19 protein-coding genes are annotated in these 16978 nt (G+C 36.6%); all 19 read left to right on the forward strand.

Annotated features, from left to right (window positions below):
- Positions 1-45: 45 nt before the first annotated feature.
- Complete coding sequence (gene xerC / locus AC625_RS07700; RefSeq protein ID WP_049680771.1) at positions 46-948, forward strand: tyrosine recombinase XerC; 903 nt, start codon at positions 46-48, stop codon at positions 946-948.
- Between the two features lie 23 nt (positions 949-971).
- Positions 972-1514: an ATP-dependent protease subunit HslV gene (gene hslV, locus AC625_RS07705; protein WP_049680772.1), complete on the forward strand. Its 543-nt coding sequence runs from the start codon at positions 972-974 to the stop codon at positions 1512-1514.
- Between the two features lie 19 nt (positions 1515-1533).
- Positions 1534-2946, forward strand: coding sequence for an ATP-dependent protease ATPase subunit HslU (hslU, locus tag AC625_RS07710; RefSeq protein ID WP_049680773.1), 1413 nt, complete (start codon positions 1534-1536; stop codon positions 2944-2946).
- 132 nt (positions 2947-3078) lie between these two features.
- Positions 3079-3858, forward strand: coding sequence for a GTP-sensing pleiotropic transcriptional regulator CodY (gene codY / locus AC625_RS07715; protein WP_049680774.1), 780 nt, complete (start codon positions 3079-3081; stop codon positions 3856-3858).
- 1651 nt (positions 3859-5509) lie between these two features.
- Positions 5510-5905 (forward strand): flagellar basal body rod protein FlgB, encoded by a 396-nt coding sequence (gene flgB, locus AC625_RS07720; RefSeq protein WP_049680775.1) that lies wholly within the window; start codon positions 5510-5512, stop codon positions 5903-5905.
- A complete protein-coding gene (gene flgC, locus AC625_RS07725) occupies positions 5905-6357 on the forward strand; it encodes a flagellar basal body rod protein FlgC (RefSeq protein WP_049683628.1) in 453 nt (150 codons plus the stop codon). The genes flgB and flgC overlap by 1 nt, the downstream gene beginning before the upstream one ends.
- Positions 6358-6374: 17 nt before the next feature.
- On the forward strand, positions 6375-6686 hold the full coding sequence (fliE, locus tag AC625_RS07730; protein WP_082190980.1) for a flagellar hook-basal body complex protein FliE: 312 nt from the start codon (positions 6375-6377) through the stop codon (positions 6684-6686).
- A gap of 87 nt (positions 6687-6773) precedes the next feature.
- Positions 6774-8363, forward strand: a complete 1590-nt coding sequence (fliF, locus tag AC625_RS07735; RefSeq protein ID WP_049680776.1) for a flagellar basal-body MS-ring/collar protein FliF — start codon at positions 6774-6776, stop codon at positions 8361-8363.
- A gap of 5 nt (positions 8364-8368) precedes the next feature.
- The gene (gene fliG / locus AC625_RS07740; protein WP_425415437.1) at positions 8369-9391 is read left to right on the forward strand and encodes a flagellar motor switch protein FliG; all 1023 of its coding nucleotides are present in this window, start codon (positions 8369-8371) and stop codon (positions 9389-9391) included.
- Positions 9384-10145, forward strand: a complete 762-nt coding sequence (gene fliH, locus AC625_RS07745; protein WP_049680778.1) for a flagellar assembly protein FliH — start codon at positions 9384-9386, stop codon at positions 10143-10145. Before fliG ends, fliH begins: the two co-directional genes overlap by 8 nt.
- Positions 10145-11464 (forward strand): flagellar protein export ATPase FliI, encoded by a 1320-nt coding sequence (fliI, locus tag AC625_RS07750; protein WP_049680779.1) that lies wholly within the window; start codon positions 10145-10147, stop codon positions 11462-11464. The genes fliH and fliI overlap by 1 nt, the downstream gene beginning before the upstream one ends.
- Before the next feature lie 3 nt (positions 11465-11467).
- A complete protein-coding gene (gene fliJ / locus AC625_RS07755; RefSeq protein ID WP_049680780.1) occupies positions 11468-11908 on the forward strand; it encodes a flagellar export protein FliJ in 441 nt (146 codons plus the stop codon).
- Positions 11909-11919: 11 nt separating this feature from the next.
- Complete coding sequence (locus tag AC625_RS07760; protein WP_082190982.1) at positions 11920-12516, forward strand: MotE family protein; 597 nt, start codon at positions 11920-11922, stop codon at positions 12514-12516.
- Positions 12517-12547: 31 nt separating this feature from the next.
- Positions 12548-13831, forward strand: coding sequence for a flagellar hook-length control protein FliK (locus tag AC625_RS07765; protein WP_049680782.1), 1284 nt, complete (start codon positions 12548-12550; stop codon positions 13829-13831).
- Positions 13832-13840: 9 nt separating this feature from the next.
- Entirely contained in the window at positions 13841-14488 is a 648-nt protein-coding gene (gene flgD, locus AC625_RS07770) for a flagellar hook assembly protein FlgD (protein ID WP_049680783.1), read from the forward strand.
- 11 nt (positions 14489-14499) lie between these two features.
- Positions 14500-14886 carry a TIGR02530 family flagellar biosynthesis protein gene (locus AC625_RS07775; RefSeq protein WP_049680784.1) on the forward strand — a complete coding sequence of 129 codons (387 nt, stop codon included), beginning with the start codon at positions 14500-14502 and terminating at the stop codon, positions 14884-14886.
- Positions 14887-14959: 73 nt separating this feature from the next.
- Positions 14960-16174, forward strand: a complete 1215-nt coding sequence (locus AC625_RS07780) for a flagellar hook protein FlgE (RefSeq protein WP_049680785.1) — start codon at positions 14960-14962, stop codon at positions 16172-16174.
- A 140-nt stretch (positions 16175-16314) separates the two neighbouring features.
- Positions 16315-16539: a flagellar FlbD family protein gene (locus tag AC625_RS25540; protein ID WP_082190983.1), complete on the forward strand. Its 225-nt coding sequence runs from the start codon at positions 16315-16317 to the stop codon at positions 16537-16539.
- The gene (gene fliL / locus AC625_RS07785) at positions 16529-16960 is read left to right on the forward strand and encodes a flagellar basal body-associated protein FliL (protein WP_049680786.1); all 432 of its coding nucleotides are present in this window, start codon (positions 16529-16531) and stop codon (positions 16958-16960) included. Before AC625_RS25540 ends, fliL begins: the two co-directional genes overlap by 11 nt.
- The last annotated feature ends 18 nt before the right edge of the window (positions 16961-16978 follow it).

The raw sequence follows: 16978 nt of genomic DNA on the forward strand, positions 1-16978 counted from the left end.
TATTAAAATGTGATACTATTTAATAGCCTTTGCGAGGTGTACTGAATGTTACATGCAAATCAAGCTTTACCTTCTTTTATAGAATATTTGCAAATCGAAAAAAATTGTTCACACTATACCATTGAAAGTTATCAACGGGATATCGAAGAATTTGTTTTGTTCATGACTGAACAAGGTATGAAGTCGATTGATTCTGTTGAATATTTTGATGCGCGCTTATTTTTGACGAAGTTATACGAAAGAAATCTTTCTAAACGAACAGTTGCAAGGAAAACATCCTGCTTGCGGAGTTTTTATAAATTTTTAATGCGTGAGGGCCTTGTGAAAGAGAACCCGTTTTCTCTTGTATCGCTTCCTAAAAAAGATCAGAAGCTGCCGCGCTTTTTATATGAAGAAGAGTTGAATCAATTATTTTCATCACTTGAACTTGAATCACCAATGGGATTGAGAGATGCAGCTTTATTGGAATTGTTATATGCAACTGGGATACGTGTCAGTGAAGGCTGTGATATTAAGCTTCAAGATCTTGATTTTTCTCTAGGAACCGTTTTAGTACATGGTAAAGGAAAAAAAGACCGCTATATGCCATTGGGCCAATATGCCAAAGATGCTTTAGCGTCTTATATACAAGATGGAAGAGCAACTGTGATGACTTCACAGGCAAAGTCCCATCCCTTTTTGTTAATAAATTTTCGTGGAGATCCACTAACACCAAGAGGGGTGCGTTATATACTTACAGCAATTATAAAAAAAGCTGCGAATAATATAGAATTGCATCCTCATATGCTGAGGCATTCATTTGCCACACATCTTTTGAATAATGGTGCGGATTTAAGAACAGTCCAAGAATTATTGGGTCATTCTAAAATTTCGTCAACACAAATTTATACACATGTAACAAAAGAACAATTAAGAAAAGTTTACAATGCATCACATCCGAGAGCTTAACCGCTTTTAAAAGGAGAATCGTTATGGGAGAATTTCATGCAACTACAATTTTTGCTATTGTGCATAAAGGTGAATGTGCCATGTCCGGCGATGGTCAGGTTACGCTAGGAAATTCAGTAGTGATGAAGCATACGGCGAGAAAGGTACGTCGGCTTTTTAACGGAAAAGTATTAGCTGGATTTGCTGGCTCTGTTGCGGATGCTTTTACATTATTTGAAATGTTTGAAGCAAAACTCGAAGAATATAATGGGAATTTACAAAGAGCATCTGTAGAGTTGGCGAAGCAATGGCGGAGTGACAATATTTTGCGCAAATTAGAAGCGATGCTAATTGTTATGGATCAAAATGACTTGCTACTTGTTTCGGGAACTGGCGAAGTAATTGAACCTGATGACGGAATTCTTGCTATTGGATCTGGTGGTAACTATGCTTTAGCTGCTGGTCGTGCGTTAAAGCAATTCTCGGGTGAAAACTTAACCGCTAAGGAAATCGCTCAATCATCTTTAAAAATAGCTGCAGAAATCTGTGTGTTTACTAATACAAATATTATTGTAGAAGAATTGTAAGCGAGAGGAGCTGTGTGATATGACAAACAAATCGAATTTAACACCGAGGCAAATCGTTGAAAAGCTTGATCAATACATTGTCGGACAGCGTGATGCGAAACGTGCTGTAGCTGTTGCTCTTCGTAATCGTTATCGCCGCAGTTTACTTAACGATCAATTACGTGATGAAGTAGTGCCTAAAAACATTCTAATGATTGGTCCTACTGGAGTAGGGAAAACTGAAATTGCTCGAAGAATGGCTAAGCTAGTAGGTGCTCCTTTTATAAAAATAGAGGCAACTAAATTTACTGAGGTTGGGTATGTCGGTAGAGATGTTGAGTCTATGGTTCGTGATTTGGTTGAAACATCTGTACGGCTTGTTAAGGAAGAAAAGAAAGAAAGCGTAAAGGAACGAGCGGAAGAAAATGCAAATAACCGCCTGATTGAGTTACTTGTTCCTTCAAGTAAAAAACAATCCAATTTTAAAAATCCGCTAGAGGTATTTTTTGGTGGTGGAACAAATGATTCTTTTGAAGAAGAATCCACAAAAACTGCCGAAGACTTAAGCCAGCAGGAAAAGCGGAAAATTGTGAAAGAAAAACTTGCACTTGGTGAACTAGAAAATGAGCTCATCACTGTTGAAGTGGAAGAACAGCAAGCATCGATGTTTGATATGCTCCAAGGTTCGGGAATGGAACAGATGGGTATGAATATGCAAGATGTACTTGGTAGTTTAATGCCTAAAAAGCAAAAGAAGAGAAAATTAAAGGTAAGTGAAGCGAGAATTGTATTAGCGAATGAAGAAGCTGGTAAATTGATAGATATGGATGAAGTAACCCAAGAAGCGGTATACAGAGCAGAACAAACGGGAATTATTTTCATTGATGAAATCGATAAAATTGCCAGTAAGAAATCTGGAAGCTCTTCTGCGGATGTTTCCAGAGAAGGTGTCCAGCGTGATATTCTGCCAATTGTAGAAGGATCAACTGTTGTAACGAAATATGGTTCTGTAAAAACTGATCATGTACTATTTATCTCTGCTGGAGCTTTTCATATTGCAAAACCGTCAGATTTAATACCCGAGCTTCAAGGACGCTTTCCAATTCGTGTAGAATTGACCAAGTTGTCCGTTGATGATTTTGTGCGAATCCTTCATGAGCCAGATAACGCACTTATTAAACAATATATGGCATTATTAGCGACGGAAGGTATAGAAATTGAATTTTCTGACGAAGCTATTCGTAGGATTGCGGAAGTTGCCTTTGAAGTAAACCAAAATACAGACAATATAGGGGCTCGTCGCCTGCATACAATCATGGAAAGACTTCTTGAGGATCTTTCATTCGAGGCTCCGGAAATTACATTAGAAAAAATAACGATTACTCCGCAATATGTGGAAGAGAAGCTAGGATCAATCGTGAAAAACAAAGATTTAAGCCAATTTATTCTTTAGTCTAGGAAAGTATAAACGAAAGAAGAATCACCAAATAAGAGTGTGCGCTCGTTAGTTCTCCTAGATTAAACTATATTTGGACAGAACAACTATCTAATTAATGAAGCAAGGTAATTTAGGAGGAAAACTGTAATGAATTTATTAGAAAAAACAAGAAAAATTAACTCTATGCTGCAAAATGCGGCTGGTCAACCTGTGAATTTTAAAGAAATGGCTGAAAGCTTAAGTGAAGTTATTGAATCGAACGTATACGTTGTAAGCAGAAGAGGTAAGCTTTTAGGATTTGCTATTAACCAGCAAATTGAAAATGAGCGAATAAATCAAATGCTAAAAGACAGACAATTCCCTGAGGAATACACAAAGAGTTTATTCAATGTACAAGGAACATCGTCTAATTTAGATGTAGAAAGCGAATATACAGCATTTCCGATCGAGAATAAAGAGCTGTTTGTGAGCGGTTTGACAACAATTGTACCTATTATTGGTGGAGGAGACCGTCTAGGAACCTTGATTCTTGCACGTCTTCAAGATCAATTCCATGATGATGATCTAATTTTAGCTGAATATGGAGCTACTGTAATTGGTATGGAAATTCTACGTGAGAAAGCAGAAGAAATTGAAGAAGAAGCTCGTAGTAAAGCGATCGTACAAATGGCGATTAGCTCATTATCTTATAGCGAGTTGGAAGCAATTGAACATATTTTCGAGGAACTAAAAGGCAGTGAAGGTCTTCTAGTTGCATCTAAGATTGCAGACCGTGTAGGTATCACAAGATCAGTTATTGTTAACGCATTAAGAAAATTAGAAAGTGCTGGAGTCATTGAATCACGATCATTGGGAATGAAAGGTACGTATATTAAAGTCTTGAACGATAAATTTTTATTGGAACTTGAAAAATTAAAAAATAATTAATTGATTAGTGGATGTCTCGAGGGTTGAAATAGGACCTGTCGAGTAGACTCCTAAAAAGAGTTCCATAATACGGCATGAGCTAGGTATTGTACCTGACTCATGCCGTATTTGTTTAGCATTCTTTTTTATTATCAATCAGGTATTTAGAAATGGAGTTTTGAATTCCCCATAGGTTTGTGTGAACTAAAATAGGCATGAGGATATCTGTAGAAGTTTTCTAGTAGGCATTGTCCCAGCAGTAGCCTCTATAGGACGTGGATTGTATTAAGCCATTTTCTTTATCTACCCTTGTCATTTCTATGAATCAAACTACGCTTGCCTTTTTAAGCGCCAGCCTCTCATTACATATCCAGGATAACAATGTGGCTCTTGTCATTTCTGAGGTCATAAGCTGTAACACTCTATGGCAAATTGGGCCAAGCCGTATTACAGCATACGTTTTCAGGATGTGAAAGCGATATCAGAAAACGAACTACACCAGTCGCTTCGCTTTTTTAAGTAAATCTTCTGCTAATGGAAGTTTCACTTTATACTTATTCACTCAATGATTTACAAACTCTTATTGGTTATATTACATTTCACCCCTATTTCTGTATGAATAAATCGATTAAAATATAGCTCAATTGCTTTTAATTTTACTTTATATGAGTTCATTTACTACAATCTCTTTAAATTCCACAAAAAGGGATTTTTAAAGCGGACTAAAGATTGATTTTACCGTAACAGGTAAAGCCTCTTTCATTTTTCGTCTACTTGATAGGTACAATATCACTTTTGAGATATCCACTTTAACTTTTTTGTGAAATCGAGAATGGATAATTTATTATTAGAAAAAAGTAAACTGTAATATAAGTAATCTCACCTTGATTCCTTTGAGTTCGATAATAAATTTTAAGATAGAATTTTATCCCGCATTGACCGGCAGTCATCCCCCCACCTCATGACTTAGAGAAATTGAGGATGCGTAGGAGGGGGATAAAAGCTCGTAAAAGCCCGATTGGTGAGGTAAAGTTTGCTCCCACAGGGTGGGTCATACAGACGAAGACATGAGGAGGCGGCATCTTAGTCTGTGATTTGATTCACTATCTTATTTGTAGAGTCGCTTTACCTACGCTGGGCGGAGATATTAGCGACTCTAGAATGGGACTAACAATCAGTGGGCGATGAAGAAAATCCCCACTGATTGAAGTTTCACTTTATAAAAATAATATATAAAGTGGGATTAGCGTAACGGATTATTTCATAAAAAAGGATATTAAATCTAATATATGACCGGATTTCCTGTCAACGGAAATATTTTATAGCCACAATTCAAATATATTTCACAAAAAACAGTTCTAAAGTACCGGTTAATTATTTAAGATTTTATTTATAGTTAATAAGGCAATTAACAAATGTGGAATTATTTATGTCGAATTGTTGCTAATTAGTGAAAAAGAAGGAGAAACTTGTAATAAAATTACCACTATATAGATTTTTAAATACAAAATTAGACAAAAAACGACTAAAATAGTTCTTTTGGCACATCGAATAATGACGAATCTTGATAGACAGCATTCATTTACTTCTTTAAAATAGTTATTATACAATTACTTTTTTATTGCAGATATTATAATTTTATTACATTACTGATACAAAGGAGGGGATTATGATGAACATTTTTTCTTCTACTTTTACTACACTTGAACAAGCATTGAATTATTCGAGTACAAAACAGAAAATTATTTCTGAAAATATTGCGAATGCAGATACACCGAATTATAAAGCGAAAGATGTAAATCTATCTAAATCCTTCGGTTCGGATTTAGAATCTTCTATTCAAGCATACCGAACAGATCAACGACATTTTACTTATAAACCTCTTTCTTCCGAACTAACTAAAGTGTTTGTTCAAAACAATGTGCAATACAATAATAATGGTAATAGTGTGGACGTTGACAAAGAAATGAGTAATCTAGCATCCAATCAAATCTATTACAATGCTTTAATTGAAAGAACGAGCGGAAAATTTTCTTCGCTGTTGAATGTCATTAAAGGAGGAAGATGATTCGAATGTTTCAAAGTTTAAATACGACTGCATCAGCTCTAACAAGTCAAAGATTAAGAATGGATGTCATCTCTTCTAATATGGCAAACGCTGAAACAACCCGAGCAGAGTATGTAAATGGTGAATGGCAAACATACAAAAGAAAATCAGTTGTGTTACAGGAGAATGGAAATCGATTTTCAAATTATTTACATAATGAAATGGGTAAAAATACAAGCTCCGGTAATGGAGTACATGTTTCGAAAATTATTGAAGACGAGACACCTTTCAAACTAGTCTATAACCCCAATCATCCAGATGCGAATGTAGATGGATATGTGGAAATGCCGAATGTCGATCCGTTAAGAGAAATGGTTGACCTAATGAGTGCGACGCGTTCATATGAAGCAAATGTAACAGTATTTAATGCATCAAAAGGAATGTTAATGAAAGCTTTGGAAATTGGAAAATAGATTGGAGATAGTAAGTTATGAATGAAATGAATATATCTTTTAAACAAGGATCTTTGCCGGCAATCACCCCGCAAAAACCAACACCACTCTCTACACCATTTAAAGCCCAACAAAGCTTTGCAACTGCATTAAAGGAGTCTTTGAATAAAGTAAATGAAGCACAAACTGTCTCTGATGAGTTAACAGTCAAAATGGCAAAAGGGGAAAATGTTGACCTTCATGAAGTAATGATTGCATCACAAAAGGCAAGTGTAACTCTTCAATTAACTTTAGAAATGCGAAATAAAGCAGTTGAGGCTTATCAAGAAATGATGAGAATGAATATCTGACAAGTATCTTTAACTCCACAATAATTCATAGAGCGGTTGACGAAAGGAGACCTAGCTTAAATTAATAAGAGTAACCGGAGGGTTAAGATGAATGAAGTGATAACCAATATTAAAAACAAAATAACGGCATTTTGGGGAAGTAAAAGTAAAAAGCAAAAAAATATGATAATAAGCATGACCACTGCATTAATCTTAATTGCCATAGTATCCTCCATCTTTCTTACACGAACCACTATGGTTCCACTATATAGTAATTTGTCACCCTCTGAGACTGGAAGCATTAAAGAAAACTTAGATAGCAGAGGAGTCGCGAATGAGATTAAGGATAATGGGACGACGATTATGGTCCCAGAGCAAAATGTTGATACTTTAAAGGTTGAATTGGCAGCAGATGGAATTCCGAATTCTGGGAGCATTGATTATTCGTTTTTTGCACAAAATGCGGGTCTTGGTATGACCGACAATGAATTTAATGTGCTAAAACTGGATTCGATGCAAACTGAATTGGCAAATTTGATGAAGAACATCGATGGAATAAATAATGCAAACGTAATGATCAACCTTCCTGAAAAGGGGATATTCGTAAGTGATACATCAGAGGAAGCGTCTGCGTCGATCGTACTTAATACAAAACCTGGTTATAAATTTGATGAAGGGCAAATTAAATCACTATACCATTTAGTGAGTAAAAGTATACCCAATCTACCTACTGAAAATATCGTCATTATGAACCAGAATTTTGAGTACTTTGATTTAAAAAATGAAAATAACTCAGGAAACACCTTTGTTGCTCAAAATGAAATTAAGAAGGAAATTGAACGTGATATTCAAAGGCAAGTACAAAATATGCTAGGGACCATTATGGGACATGATAAAGTAATGGTTTCAGTAACCGCTGATATCGATTTTACCCAAGAAAACCGAGAAGAAAACATTGTAACTCCTGTTGATGAAGAAAATATGGCAGGGATTGCAATCTCTGCACAACGGGTAAATGAAACGTATACAGGTGATAATACGGTAGCAGGAGGCATTCCTCAAGCAGAGGACTCTTCTGATTCATTGAGTTATCAAGCTGGTGCGAATGGAAACGGCGATTATGAGAAACTGGATGAAACGATTAATTATGAAGTTAATAGAATTAAGAAACAAATTGTGGAAAGTCCATATAAGGTAAGGGATCTGGGTATTCAAGTGATGGTTGAACCACCAAATCCTAAAGATGTAAACTCTCTTTCACAGCAAAGTCAGGATGACATCACGAAAATATTGAGTACGGTTATTAGAACGACTATTGATAAAAACAATGCGGGGACTGCACTTACCGATGCAGATCTCAATAACAAAATAGCTGTTTCTGTACAACCATTTAACGGGAAAGTTACTTTTGACAGTCCAGTACAAGCCGAACTCCCATTTTGGGTGTATATTGTGGGTGGCGCATTACTAGTAGCTATCATTATTTTATTAATTTTATATCTCCGTTCAAGAAAACGTGATGATTATGTAGAAGAGGAATTTGAAGAGTTACAAGAAAGTGAGATGCTTGAAGTTGCTGATATATCTGAAGAACAGGAAACAGAATCTTCATTAAAAAGAAAACAGCTTGAGAAATTGGCTAAAGAGCGTCCGGACGAATTTGCCAAACTATTACGAAGCTGGGTTGCGGAAGACTAGGAGGAATGAAGGTGTCAGAACGAAAGAAAAAAGGACTTACTGGGAAGCAAAAAGCAGCCATCCTTCTGATTTCTCTTGGACCAGATGTGTCTGCTTCTGTTTACAAGCACTTATCCGAGGAAGAGATAGAGAGACTTACACTTGAAATTTCGAGTGTTAGAAGAGTAGATTCTCAGGAAAAAGAAAATATATTAGAAGAGTTTCATAATATTGCTCTTGCACAAGACTATATTACTCAGGGTGGCATTGGATATGCCAAACAGGTACTGGAAAAAGCACTAGGTTCTGATCAGGCAGCTACTATTATTAATAGACTGACTTCTTCATTGCAAGTTCGACCATTCGATTTTGCAAGAAAAGCAGATCCAGCACAAATTCTAAATTTCATCCAAAATGAACATCCGCAAACTATTGCTTTAATTCTTTCATATCTGGACCCTGCTCAAGCCGGACAAATCCTTTCAGAGCTGCCACAGGAAGTACAGGCAGATATAGCGAGAAGAATTGCGATTATGGATAGCACTTCGCCTGAAATCATCAATGAAGTTGAACAGATTCTTGAAAGAAAACTATCAGCAACCGTTACACAGGATTATTCATTAACAGGTGGAATTGAGGCAGTTGTTGACGTGCTTAATGGTGTAGACCGACAAACGGAAAGAACGATATTGGATGCGCTTGAAATTCAAGACCCTGAGCTTGCTGAAGAAATTAAGAAGCGGATGTTCGTCTTCGAGGATATCGTTACACTTGATGGACTTGCGATTCAACGTGTTATTCGTGAATCTGATAATGAAGATCTTAAATTATCACTTAAAGTTGCAAGTGATGAAGTGAAGGAAATCGTCTTCCGAAATATGTCGAAACGAATGGTTGAAACATTCCAAGAAGAAATGGAATACATGGGACCCGTTCGGCTGCGTGATGTAGAAGAAGCACAATCAAGAATTGTTGGTGTCATCCGCCGTCTAGAGGAGTCTGGTGAAATTATCATCGCTCGCGGCGGAGGAGATGATATTATTGTCTAGAATTATTAAATCCCAGTTTGCCAAGACAGTTAAAGTTGAAAATAAACAAATCAAAATTCGTAATTTTGATTTGTCTGATCCGCAAGGCGAACCGCTACATGCGCAAGAACATATAATTACAGAGCAAATAGAGGCGGCAAAACGAGAAGCGGAAGCGCTTCTCAAAGAGGCTGAGAATAAATCTAATCAAATTTTGCTAGAAATTGAACAAGCAAAGAAGTATTGGGAAAATCATGAAAAAACAGAGCATATGAAGCAAGCCTATGATTCTGGCTTTGCAGAAGGCGTACATACTGGTAGAAGTAATGGGTATGATGAGTGGATGGACAAGATTAATCAGGCAAGCGAGATTGTTGAATCTGCAAGGCAAGAATATGTCAAACATATTGAATCTTCAGAAGCGATGATTTTAGAATTGGCTATTGCTGTTGCTGAAAAAATTATTGATCAGAAGCTGGAAGAATCGAGCGAAGCCTTTTTATCTATAGTAAAAAGGACAATTAAAGAAGCGAGAAACTATCGAGAAATCCAACTTCATATTCATCCTGTACATTACGAGGAAATAATAGAACAAAAAGAAGAGCTAGAAGCCATGTTTACAAAAGAAACCGCCCTAATTATTTATCCTGATCCTGAACTATCAGAAGACAGTTGTCTGATTGAGTCTGCTAATGGAAGAATTGATGCTAGTATCGATAGCCAGCTTAGAGAAATTAAGGATAAACTAGTCGATCTGTTAGAAGGGGGTCAATAATGAAGGCAAGTGATCTATTAGCCCATATTCCAGAATTGAATACGTTTAAGCACTATGGCAGGGTAAAACGTGTAGTTGGCTTAATGATAGAGTCGCAAGGACCGGAAAGCTCTATAGGAGACGTTTGCTATATCTACACGGGAACAAAAAACAGAAAAAAAAAGATTCGTGCTGAAGTTGTCGGTTTTCGTGATGAGATTGTCATTCTAATGCCATACACAGCAGTGACTGACATCTCTCCTGGAAGTATAGTGGAAGGCACTTCTAACTCTCTTGAAATAAAAGTGGGGGCTGGTCTATTAGGCAAAGTCATTGATCCCCTTGGATTTCCTTTGGATGGTACACCGCTCCCTAAAGGACTTTCATCTGTACCGGTTGACCAAGATCCGCCTAATCCTATGGAAAGACCTCCTATTGACGAGCCGATTGATGTCGGGGTCAGAATGATTGATAGTTTGCTAACAGTTGGCAAAGGGCAAAGGGTTGGTATTTTTGCAGGGAGTGGCGTTGGTAAAAGTACTTTGCTCGGAATGGTAGCCAGAAATACAACAGCAGATTTAAATGTTATCGGACTAATCGGCGAACGTGGTCGGGAGGTGCGGGAGTTTATTGAGAAAGATCTTGGTTCTGAAGGCTTGGCACGATCAATTGTTGTTGTAGCAACCTCTGACCAACCTGCTTTAATGAGGATTAAAGGAGCGTTAACAGCGACAGCGATTGCGGAATATTTTCGAAACAAAGGTCTTAACGTTATGCTCATGATGGATTCAGTAACTAGGGTTGCGATGGCGCAACGAGAAATCGGTTTAGCTGTTGGGGAGCCGCCAACTACAAAAGGATATACGCCTTCTGTTTTTTCAATACTACCTCGCCTACTAGAACGAACAGGAACCAATCAACTAGGTACGATTACTGCTTTCTATACCGTGCTTGTAGACGGAGACGATATGAATGAACCGATAGCTGATACAGTTCGTGGGATATTGGATGGCCATTTTATTCTTGACCGCAAGCTGGCCAATAAAGGACAATACCCGGCGATTAATGTGTTAAAAAGCATCAGCAGGGTGATGAATAATATCGTTGAAACTAATCAAAAACTTGCCGCTGAAAGATTACGAACCGCTTTGGCTACTTTCATAGAGTCTGAGGATTTAATTAATATTGGTGCATATAAAAGAGGATCATCGAAGGATATTGATGATGCAATCAAAATGCAGCCTCAAATCATTTCGTATATGAAGCAAGGTACCCACGAAAAAATGACGAGAGAAGAAAGTGTCTTTAATTTGAAGCAGCTGATGGGAATAGGTGAATAAAAGATGATCTATCAATATAAATTCGACAAAATCCTAACCATTAAAGAAAATGAGAAAAATGATGTCTTAGTAAAATATAATGAAACGATAAAAAAATTTGAAGAAGTTGCTGAAAAGCTCTATAAGTTGCTAAAGAAAAAAGAAGATTTACTGCAATTTCAGCAAGAAAAGCTTACACAAGGTCTCACAGTTCAAGAGATTCGTCATAATCAACAATTCATGGATAATCTCGAAAACATCATTATGCATAATCAAAAAGAAGTGATTAAAGCCAGACAAGCAATGAATACGCAGCAAAGTAAGCTGATGGAAAAAAATATAGAAGTGAAGAAATATGAAAAAATCAAAGAAAAAGATTTTCAAAAATTTCTTGAAGAAATAAAAGAGGTAGAAAACAAAGATATGGATGAGATTTCTATTCGTCAGTTTCTTAGTAAAGGTTAGCAGGTGATATCGTGAAGAAAATAGACGAAACGAAGCATGTAGAGTCGAATAAATTTCAAGTCATCTTATTTACTGTCCTCATTTTTCTTTTGTTAACGTTATTAGTCCTAGTCATATATTTAAGCTTTACTGGAACGAACATCAAAGCAATTAGTGAAAAGGTTCCATTTGTTTCTCAACTCTTTGACAGGGGCGATGAAAATAAACAAGAGCATTCCACTGTGAAATTCCAAGAAAAAATTAATAATTTAGAAGCTGAGATGAGCGATCGGCAAGAGAAGATAAAAAAGTTAGAAAGTTTAATTGATTCTAGGGATAAAACGATTGAGAGAACAGAGCTTAAAAAGCAGCAATTAGAAATGGAGATCGAGGAATTACGAGCTGAACAAGAAATAACTAAGCGTGCATTTCAAGATATTATTAAAACGTACGAAACGATATCTCCCAAAAAGGCAGCCCCTATCTTTTCGAAAATGGGCGATGAAGAGGCCTTAAAGATTCTTAGCAGTATTAAAACGGACAAGCTTGCAGCAATATTAGAGCAAATGACTCCAGATGATGCGGCAAGATTTACAAAGCTATTAGCTTCTAAAAGCAGTACAAACTGAATGAATAAATATATGAAGGGAGGTGAAATAAATGAACGCAGGAATGATAATGGCTTCAGTGTCAGCTTCGGCAAGTAAAAATCAACCTGCTTTAAAAACGCCTGATATCGAAAATTCATTTGGCAGTGTGTTAGGGAAAGCCATTTTATCAATTGAAGCAGAGTCTTCTAAACCAGATGATGCTGGAAGACTTTCTAAAGAGCAACGCTCCTTATTAAATGAGCTCATCGAGGAATTGAATGCAATAAGCAATCCCGATGATCTTCTTGTTGCAGAAACTCCACAATTAGTAGGTACAGAACTAGGGAACGAAGAGACCTTTATCGTTGAAGAACCTGTGAATTCTGTGTTACTAGATGAGAGTAATCTAGGAAAGATGCTGGACATGCTTAATGAAAAAATTTCAGAGAATCAAGAAATTGATTTAACAGAAGTATTGCCAATTTTAACTACTTTAGCAAGTTTGAATGAAATTCAATGGAGCGAGTTGGACTTAAATAAGATTGGAAACATCCTTAAGTTTACAAAATTACAAGAAAGGGTGATATCTGCCAACCAGATACCTGATAATCAAGCAACAAGTAGCGACACTTTGAAACAGTTGTTAGATACGATTTTGCCAAAACTAAAATCGATGGCAGAAAGTAACCAACAAAAGCCATCCGAATCATTTACGTTAAATAAAATGTTAACTGGTGGAGCATCTCTTGATTTGATCCAAAATACATATTTCCGAAACTTTGAGAATGTAAATAGAGATAATGAAAAAAAAATGGATTATACGCCTTCTGTACAAGGATTTGACAATGCACAAACTGGTCAATCCTTTATTCCACAAATGTCTAAGCTAGAACAATTTGTACTAACTGTAGAAAAAAGCGGACAACCAGTTACTCAAGAACAATTTGTTAAAGCATTTGAAACGATTTTGAATAAATCAAGCTTTACAAATGCAAATGGTACTCAAAAATTATTTATCCAGTTAAACCCTGAACATCTTGGGGCCCTGCGAATTGAACTTATCCAAAAGAATGATGTAATGGTTGCTAAAATTATGGCGACAACAGCACAGGCTAAAGAAATGCTTGAAAGCCAATTATCAGGATTGAAGCATTCATTGGTAGGTCAAGGTATTCAAGTAGAAAAAATAGAAATATCACAACAACTTAGCACATTCTCTCAAGAACGATTCTATCAAAGAGATTCGGACGCTTCTGAGCAGCAAAACCAACAGCAGAATCAGAAAGCTGAAGATGACGCAACAATGGAGTTTACCAATCAATTTGAAGAAGCCTTATTAAATGTTGAAGTGTAGGTGAGAAAAGTGACGACAATCGATACCTCTTTATTACTGTCAAACAATCCAAAAAATAAAGTAACCACTAAAGGCGATACACTTGGCAAAGATGATTTTTTGAAGCTGTTGATGGCTCAGATCCAAAACCAAGATCCAACTAGTCCAATGGACAACACAGCATTTGTATCACAAATGGCTACTTTTACTTCTTTAGAACAAATGACAAACATTGCTACAGGAATTAATAGCTTAATTGATATCGAAAACCAAAATAGCCTTTTAGCTTACAACAATTTTGTTGGCAAAGAAGTGACATGGCATAAAATCAATACGGACGATTCGGGCGAGTTCGGAGAAATAAAGGTTGAAGAAGGAACGGGTGTTGTTTCCTCATTAGAATATAAAAATAATGGAGTGACTTTTATTCTCGAAGATGGAACAAAACTGGAGCCAGGAAATATTTCTAAATTGAATGCAACGACCTCTTCTAATAGTTTATTATCTGCTAGTGAATTAATCGGCAAGCTAGTTACTTATTTAAGTTCCGAGAATGAAGAGGTTTCAGCTATTGTTAAGTCGGTACTACTGAAAGACGGAAAAACAGTATATGAGTTAGCAGATGATAAATCTACTAAACTGACTGCAGATCAGCTGATAAAAATTTCTTCACCTTAAGGAGAGGATTTATGAAAATGAATGGATTCAGACCGATATCCAATCTGCCCACTCAACTCGTTTCATCAAAACAATCGCAAAATAAGAATGAGAAATCAAGTTTTGCCGCTCATTTTCACACAGCTATTCAAACTAACTCAAGTAAGCTGTCAATTAGTAAGCACGCTCAAATGAGACTAGACCAAAGAAGTATTCAAATCAATGAAACGACTTGGACCAAGATTGAAGAAAAAATTCAAGAAGCAAAAAAAATAGGAATTACCGATTCATTAGTTGTTCTCGAAAATGCTGCACTTGTAGTAAATACGAAAAACAACATTGTCATAACTGCCATGGATCGGGCTGAATCAGCTTCCCACATTTTCACAAATATCAATGGAACGATTCTTGTAGATTAAAGGGCTGGACCTGCAAAGGAAGCCTTGGCTGTGGAATGACAGAAACAGTCGATTATGAAAGGAGAGCGAAAAGATGCTTCGTTCAATGTACTCAGGAATTAGCGGGTTAAAAAACTTCCAAACAAAATTAGATGTAATAGGTAACAATATTGCTAACGTGAATACATATGGTTTTAAGAAAAGTAGAGTTACGTTTGCAGACACTATGAACCAAACAATATCTGGTGCAAGTGCGTCAACTGCCAACCGCGGAGGAAAAAACTCGATGCAAGTTGGATTAGGTTCAGCGGTATCAACCATAGATACGATCCATACCCAGTCAAGTCTGCAAAACACAGGCCGTTCCCTTGATCTTGGGATTTCAGGCGATGGTTATTTCGTTGTTGCTAATGGGAATGCCTTGTCATATACACGTGCTGGGAATTTTTATTTAGATAATAATGGTACGTTGGTAAATGGTGATGGGTATAAGGTACAGGCGTTTGATACGAATGGAGTTCTTGGGGATGTTACGGTTAACGTAAATGCTGTAATGCCTGCAACTAAAACAGATAAAGTTGAATTTTTAGGGAATTTATCAAGTGACACAATTGATAAGAAATCTTTTTCACAACAAATGAAGGTAATTGATGCTGTTGGCGAATCACATACAATAGATGTTCATTATATTAAAACTGCAGATAATGAATGGGATGTTTATATTGGTGGGGAGAGTCCATTTGATCCTGATGGTTCATTGAACAGTTCAGTTACACCGGCTGGTTCTATTACTTTTAATTCAGATGGGACTATAAATAATCCCCCAACTGGACCAATAACAATTAAAGATAAAGATGGTACAGATATTGTTTCAGAGATATCTTTAGATTTTTCTAAGTTAACACAGACAGCAGAAGCTAACACTGCTCAAGGTAAACCAAACGGCAGCACAGAAGGCTCACTTGAGAGTTTTACAATCGGCCAAACAGGTGAAATCAGTGGCGTATATTCTAATGGTAAAGTTACAACACTAGGTACGGTAGCAATCGCCAAATTCAGCAACACATCCGGTCTTACAAAAACTGGTGGAAACCTATTCCAAGAATCGATCAGCTCTGGAACAGCGAATATCGGGGTAGCTGGAGATGGCCGAGGAACGCTTGCTGCTGGATCACTTGAAATGTCAAACGTCGATCTTTCAGAAGAATTCACCGACATGATTGTTGCACAGCGTGGTCTTCAAGCAAATACTAGAATTATTACAACATCGGATGAAATCCTTCAAGAACTAGTTAATTTAAAACGATAAGTTAAGGGAGGGAAGAGGATGATTCATTGGTAAGGGGCAGATTTCGTATCTACGATTAACTGTATAAATACAGTTAATTAACATGAAGTAATGTATGTGGAATGCGACATCAGACGCTTTTGAATCATCCTCTATAAATTATTATTAAAGTGACAAGGTTAAATGGTACTAGCTACACAATCAATGCTTTATTCATAGAAACTGTAGAATCACATCCAGATACTACGATTACTCTTACGAATGGGAAGAAACTTGTTGTGAAGGAAAAAGAAGAAGATATTATTCATTCTGTTATTCAGTTTTACCGTTTGGCCAATGTCATCGGAATCAGCAGAGAGGAGGATAGTTCTGAATATGAAAAATAAGCTTTTGACAATTCTATTAATTATTCTTGTTGCGGTTACGTTGGTAGGAGTTGCCTCAGTAGCTGCCATTGCGTATTTCAAAAATGATCATGCGAAAGTAGATAAAGAGCCTAGTATTGATGAGATTATTAAAACATCAGTTAATGTTCCTGAGATCACTACGAATCTTGCAAATGGAGATTTTATCAGGATGACGCTGACCATTCAAACCGATAGTAAAAAAGCAAAAATAGAGCTTGGAAAAAGGGATTTTCAAGTCAAAAACCTTTTAATTACCGAACTATCTGAATTAAAATCAGACATGTTGCGAAGTAAAGTTGGCAAAGAGCAGTTTCAAGAAAGGATGAAGACGAAACTGAATGAAATTATGAAAGAAGGTAAGGTTGAACAGGTTTATATAACCTCCTCTATCCTTCAATAAGAAAACTTCCTAGAAATT

The sequence above is a fragment of the Peribacillus loiseleuriae genome (assembly GCF_001183985.1).
In the GTDB taxonomy this organism is placed as follows: domain Bacteria; phylum Bacillota; class Bacilli; order Bacillales; family DSM-1321; genus Peribacillus; species Peribacillus loiseleuriae.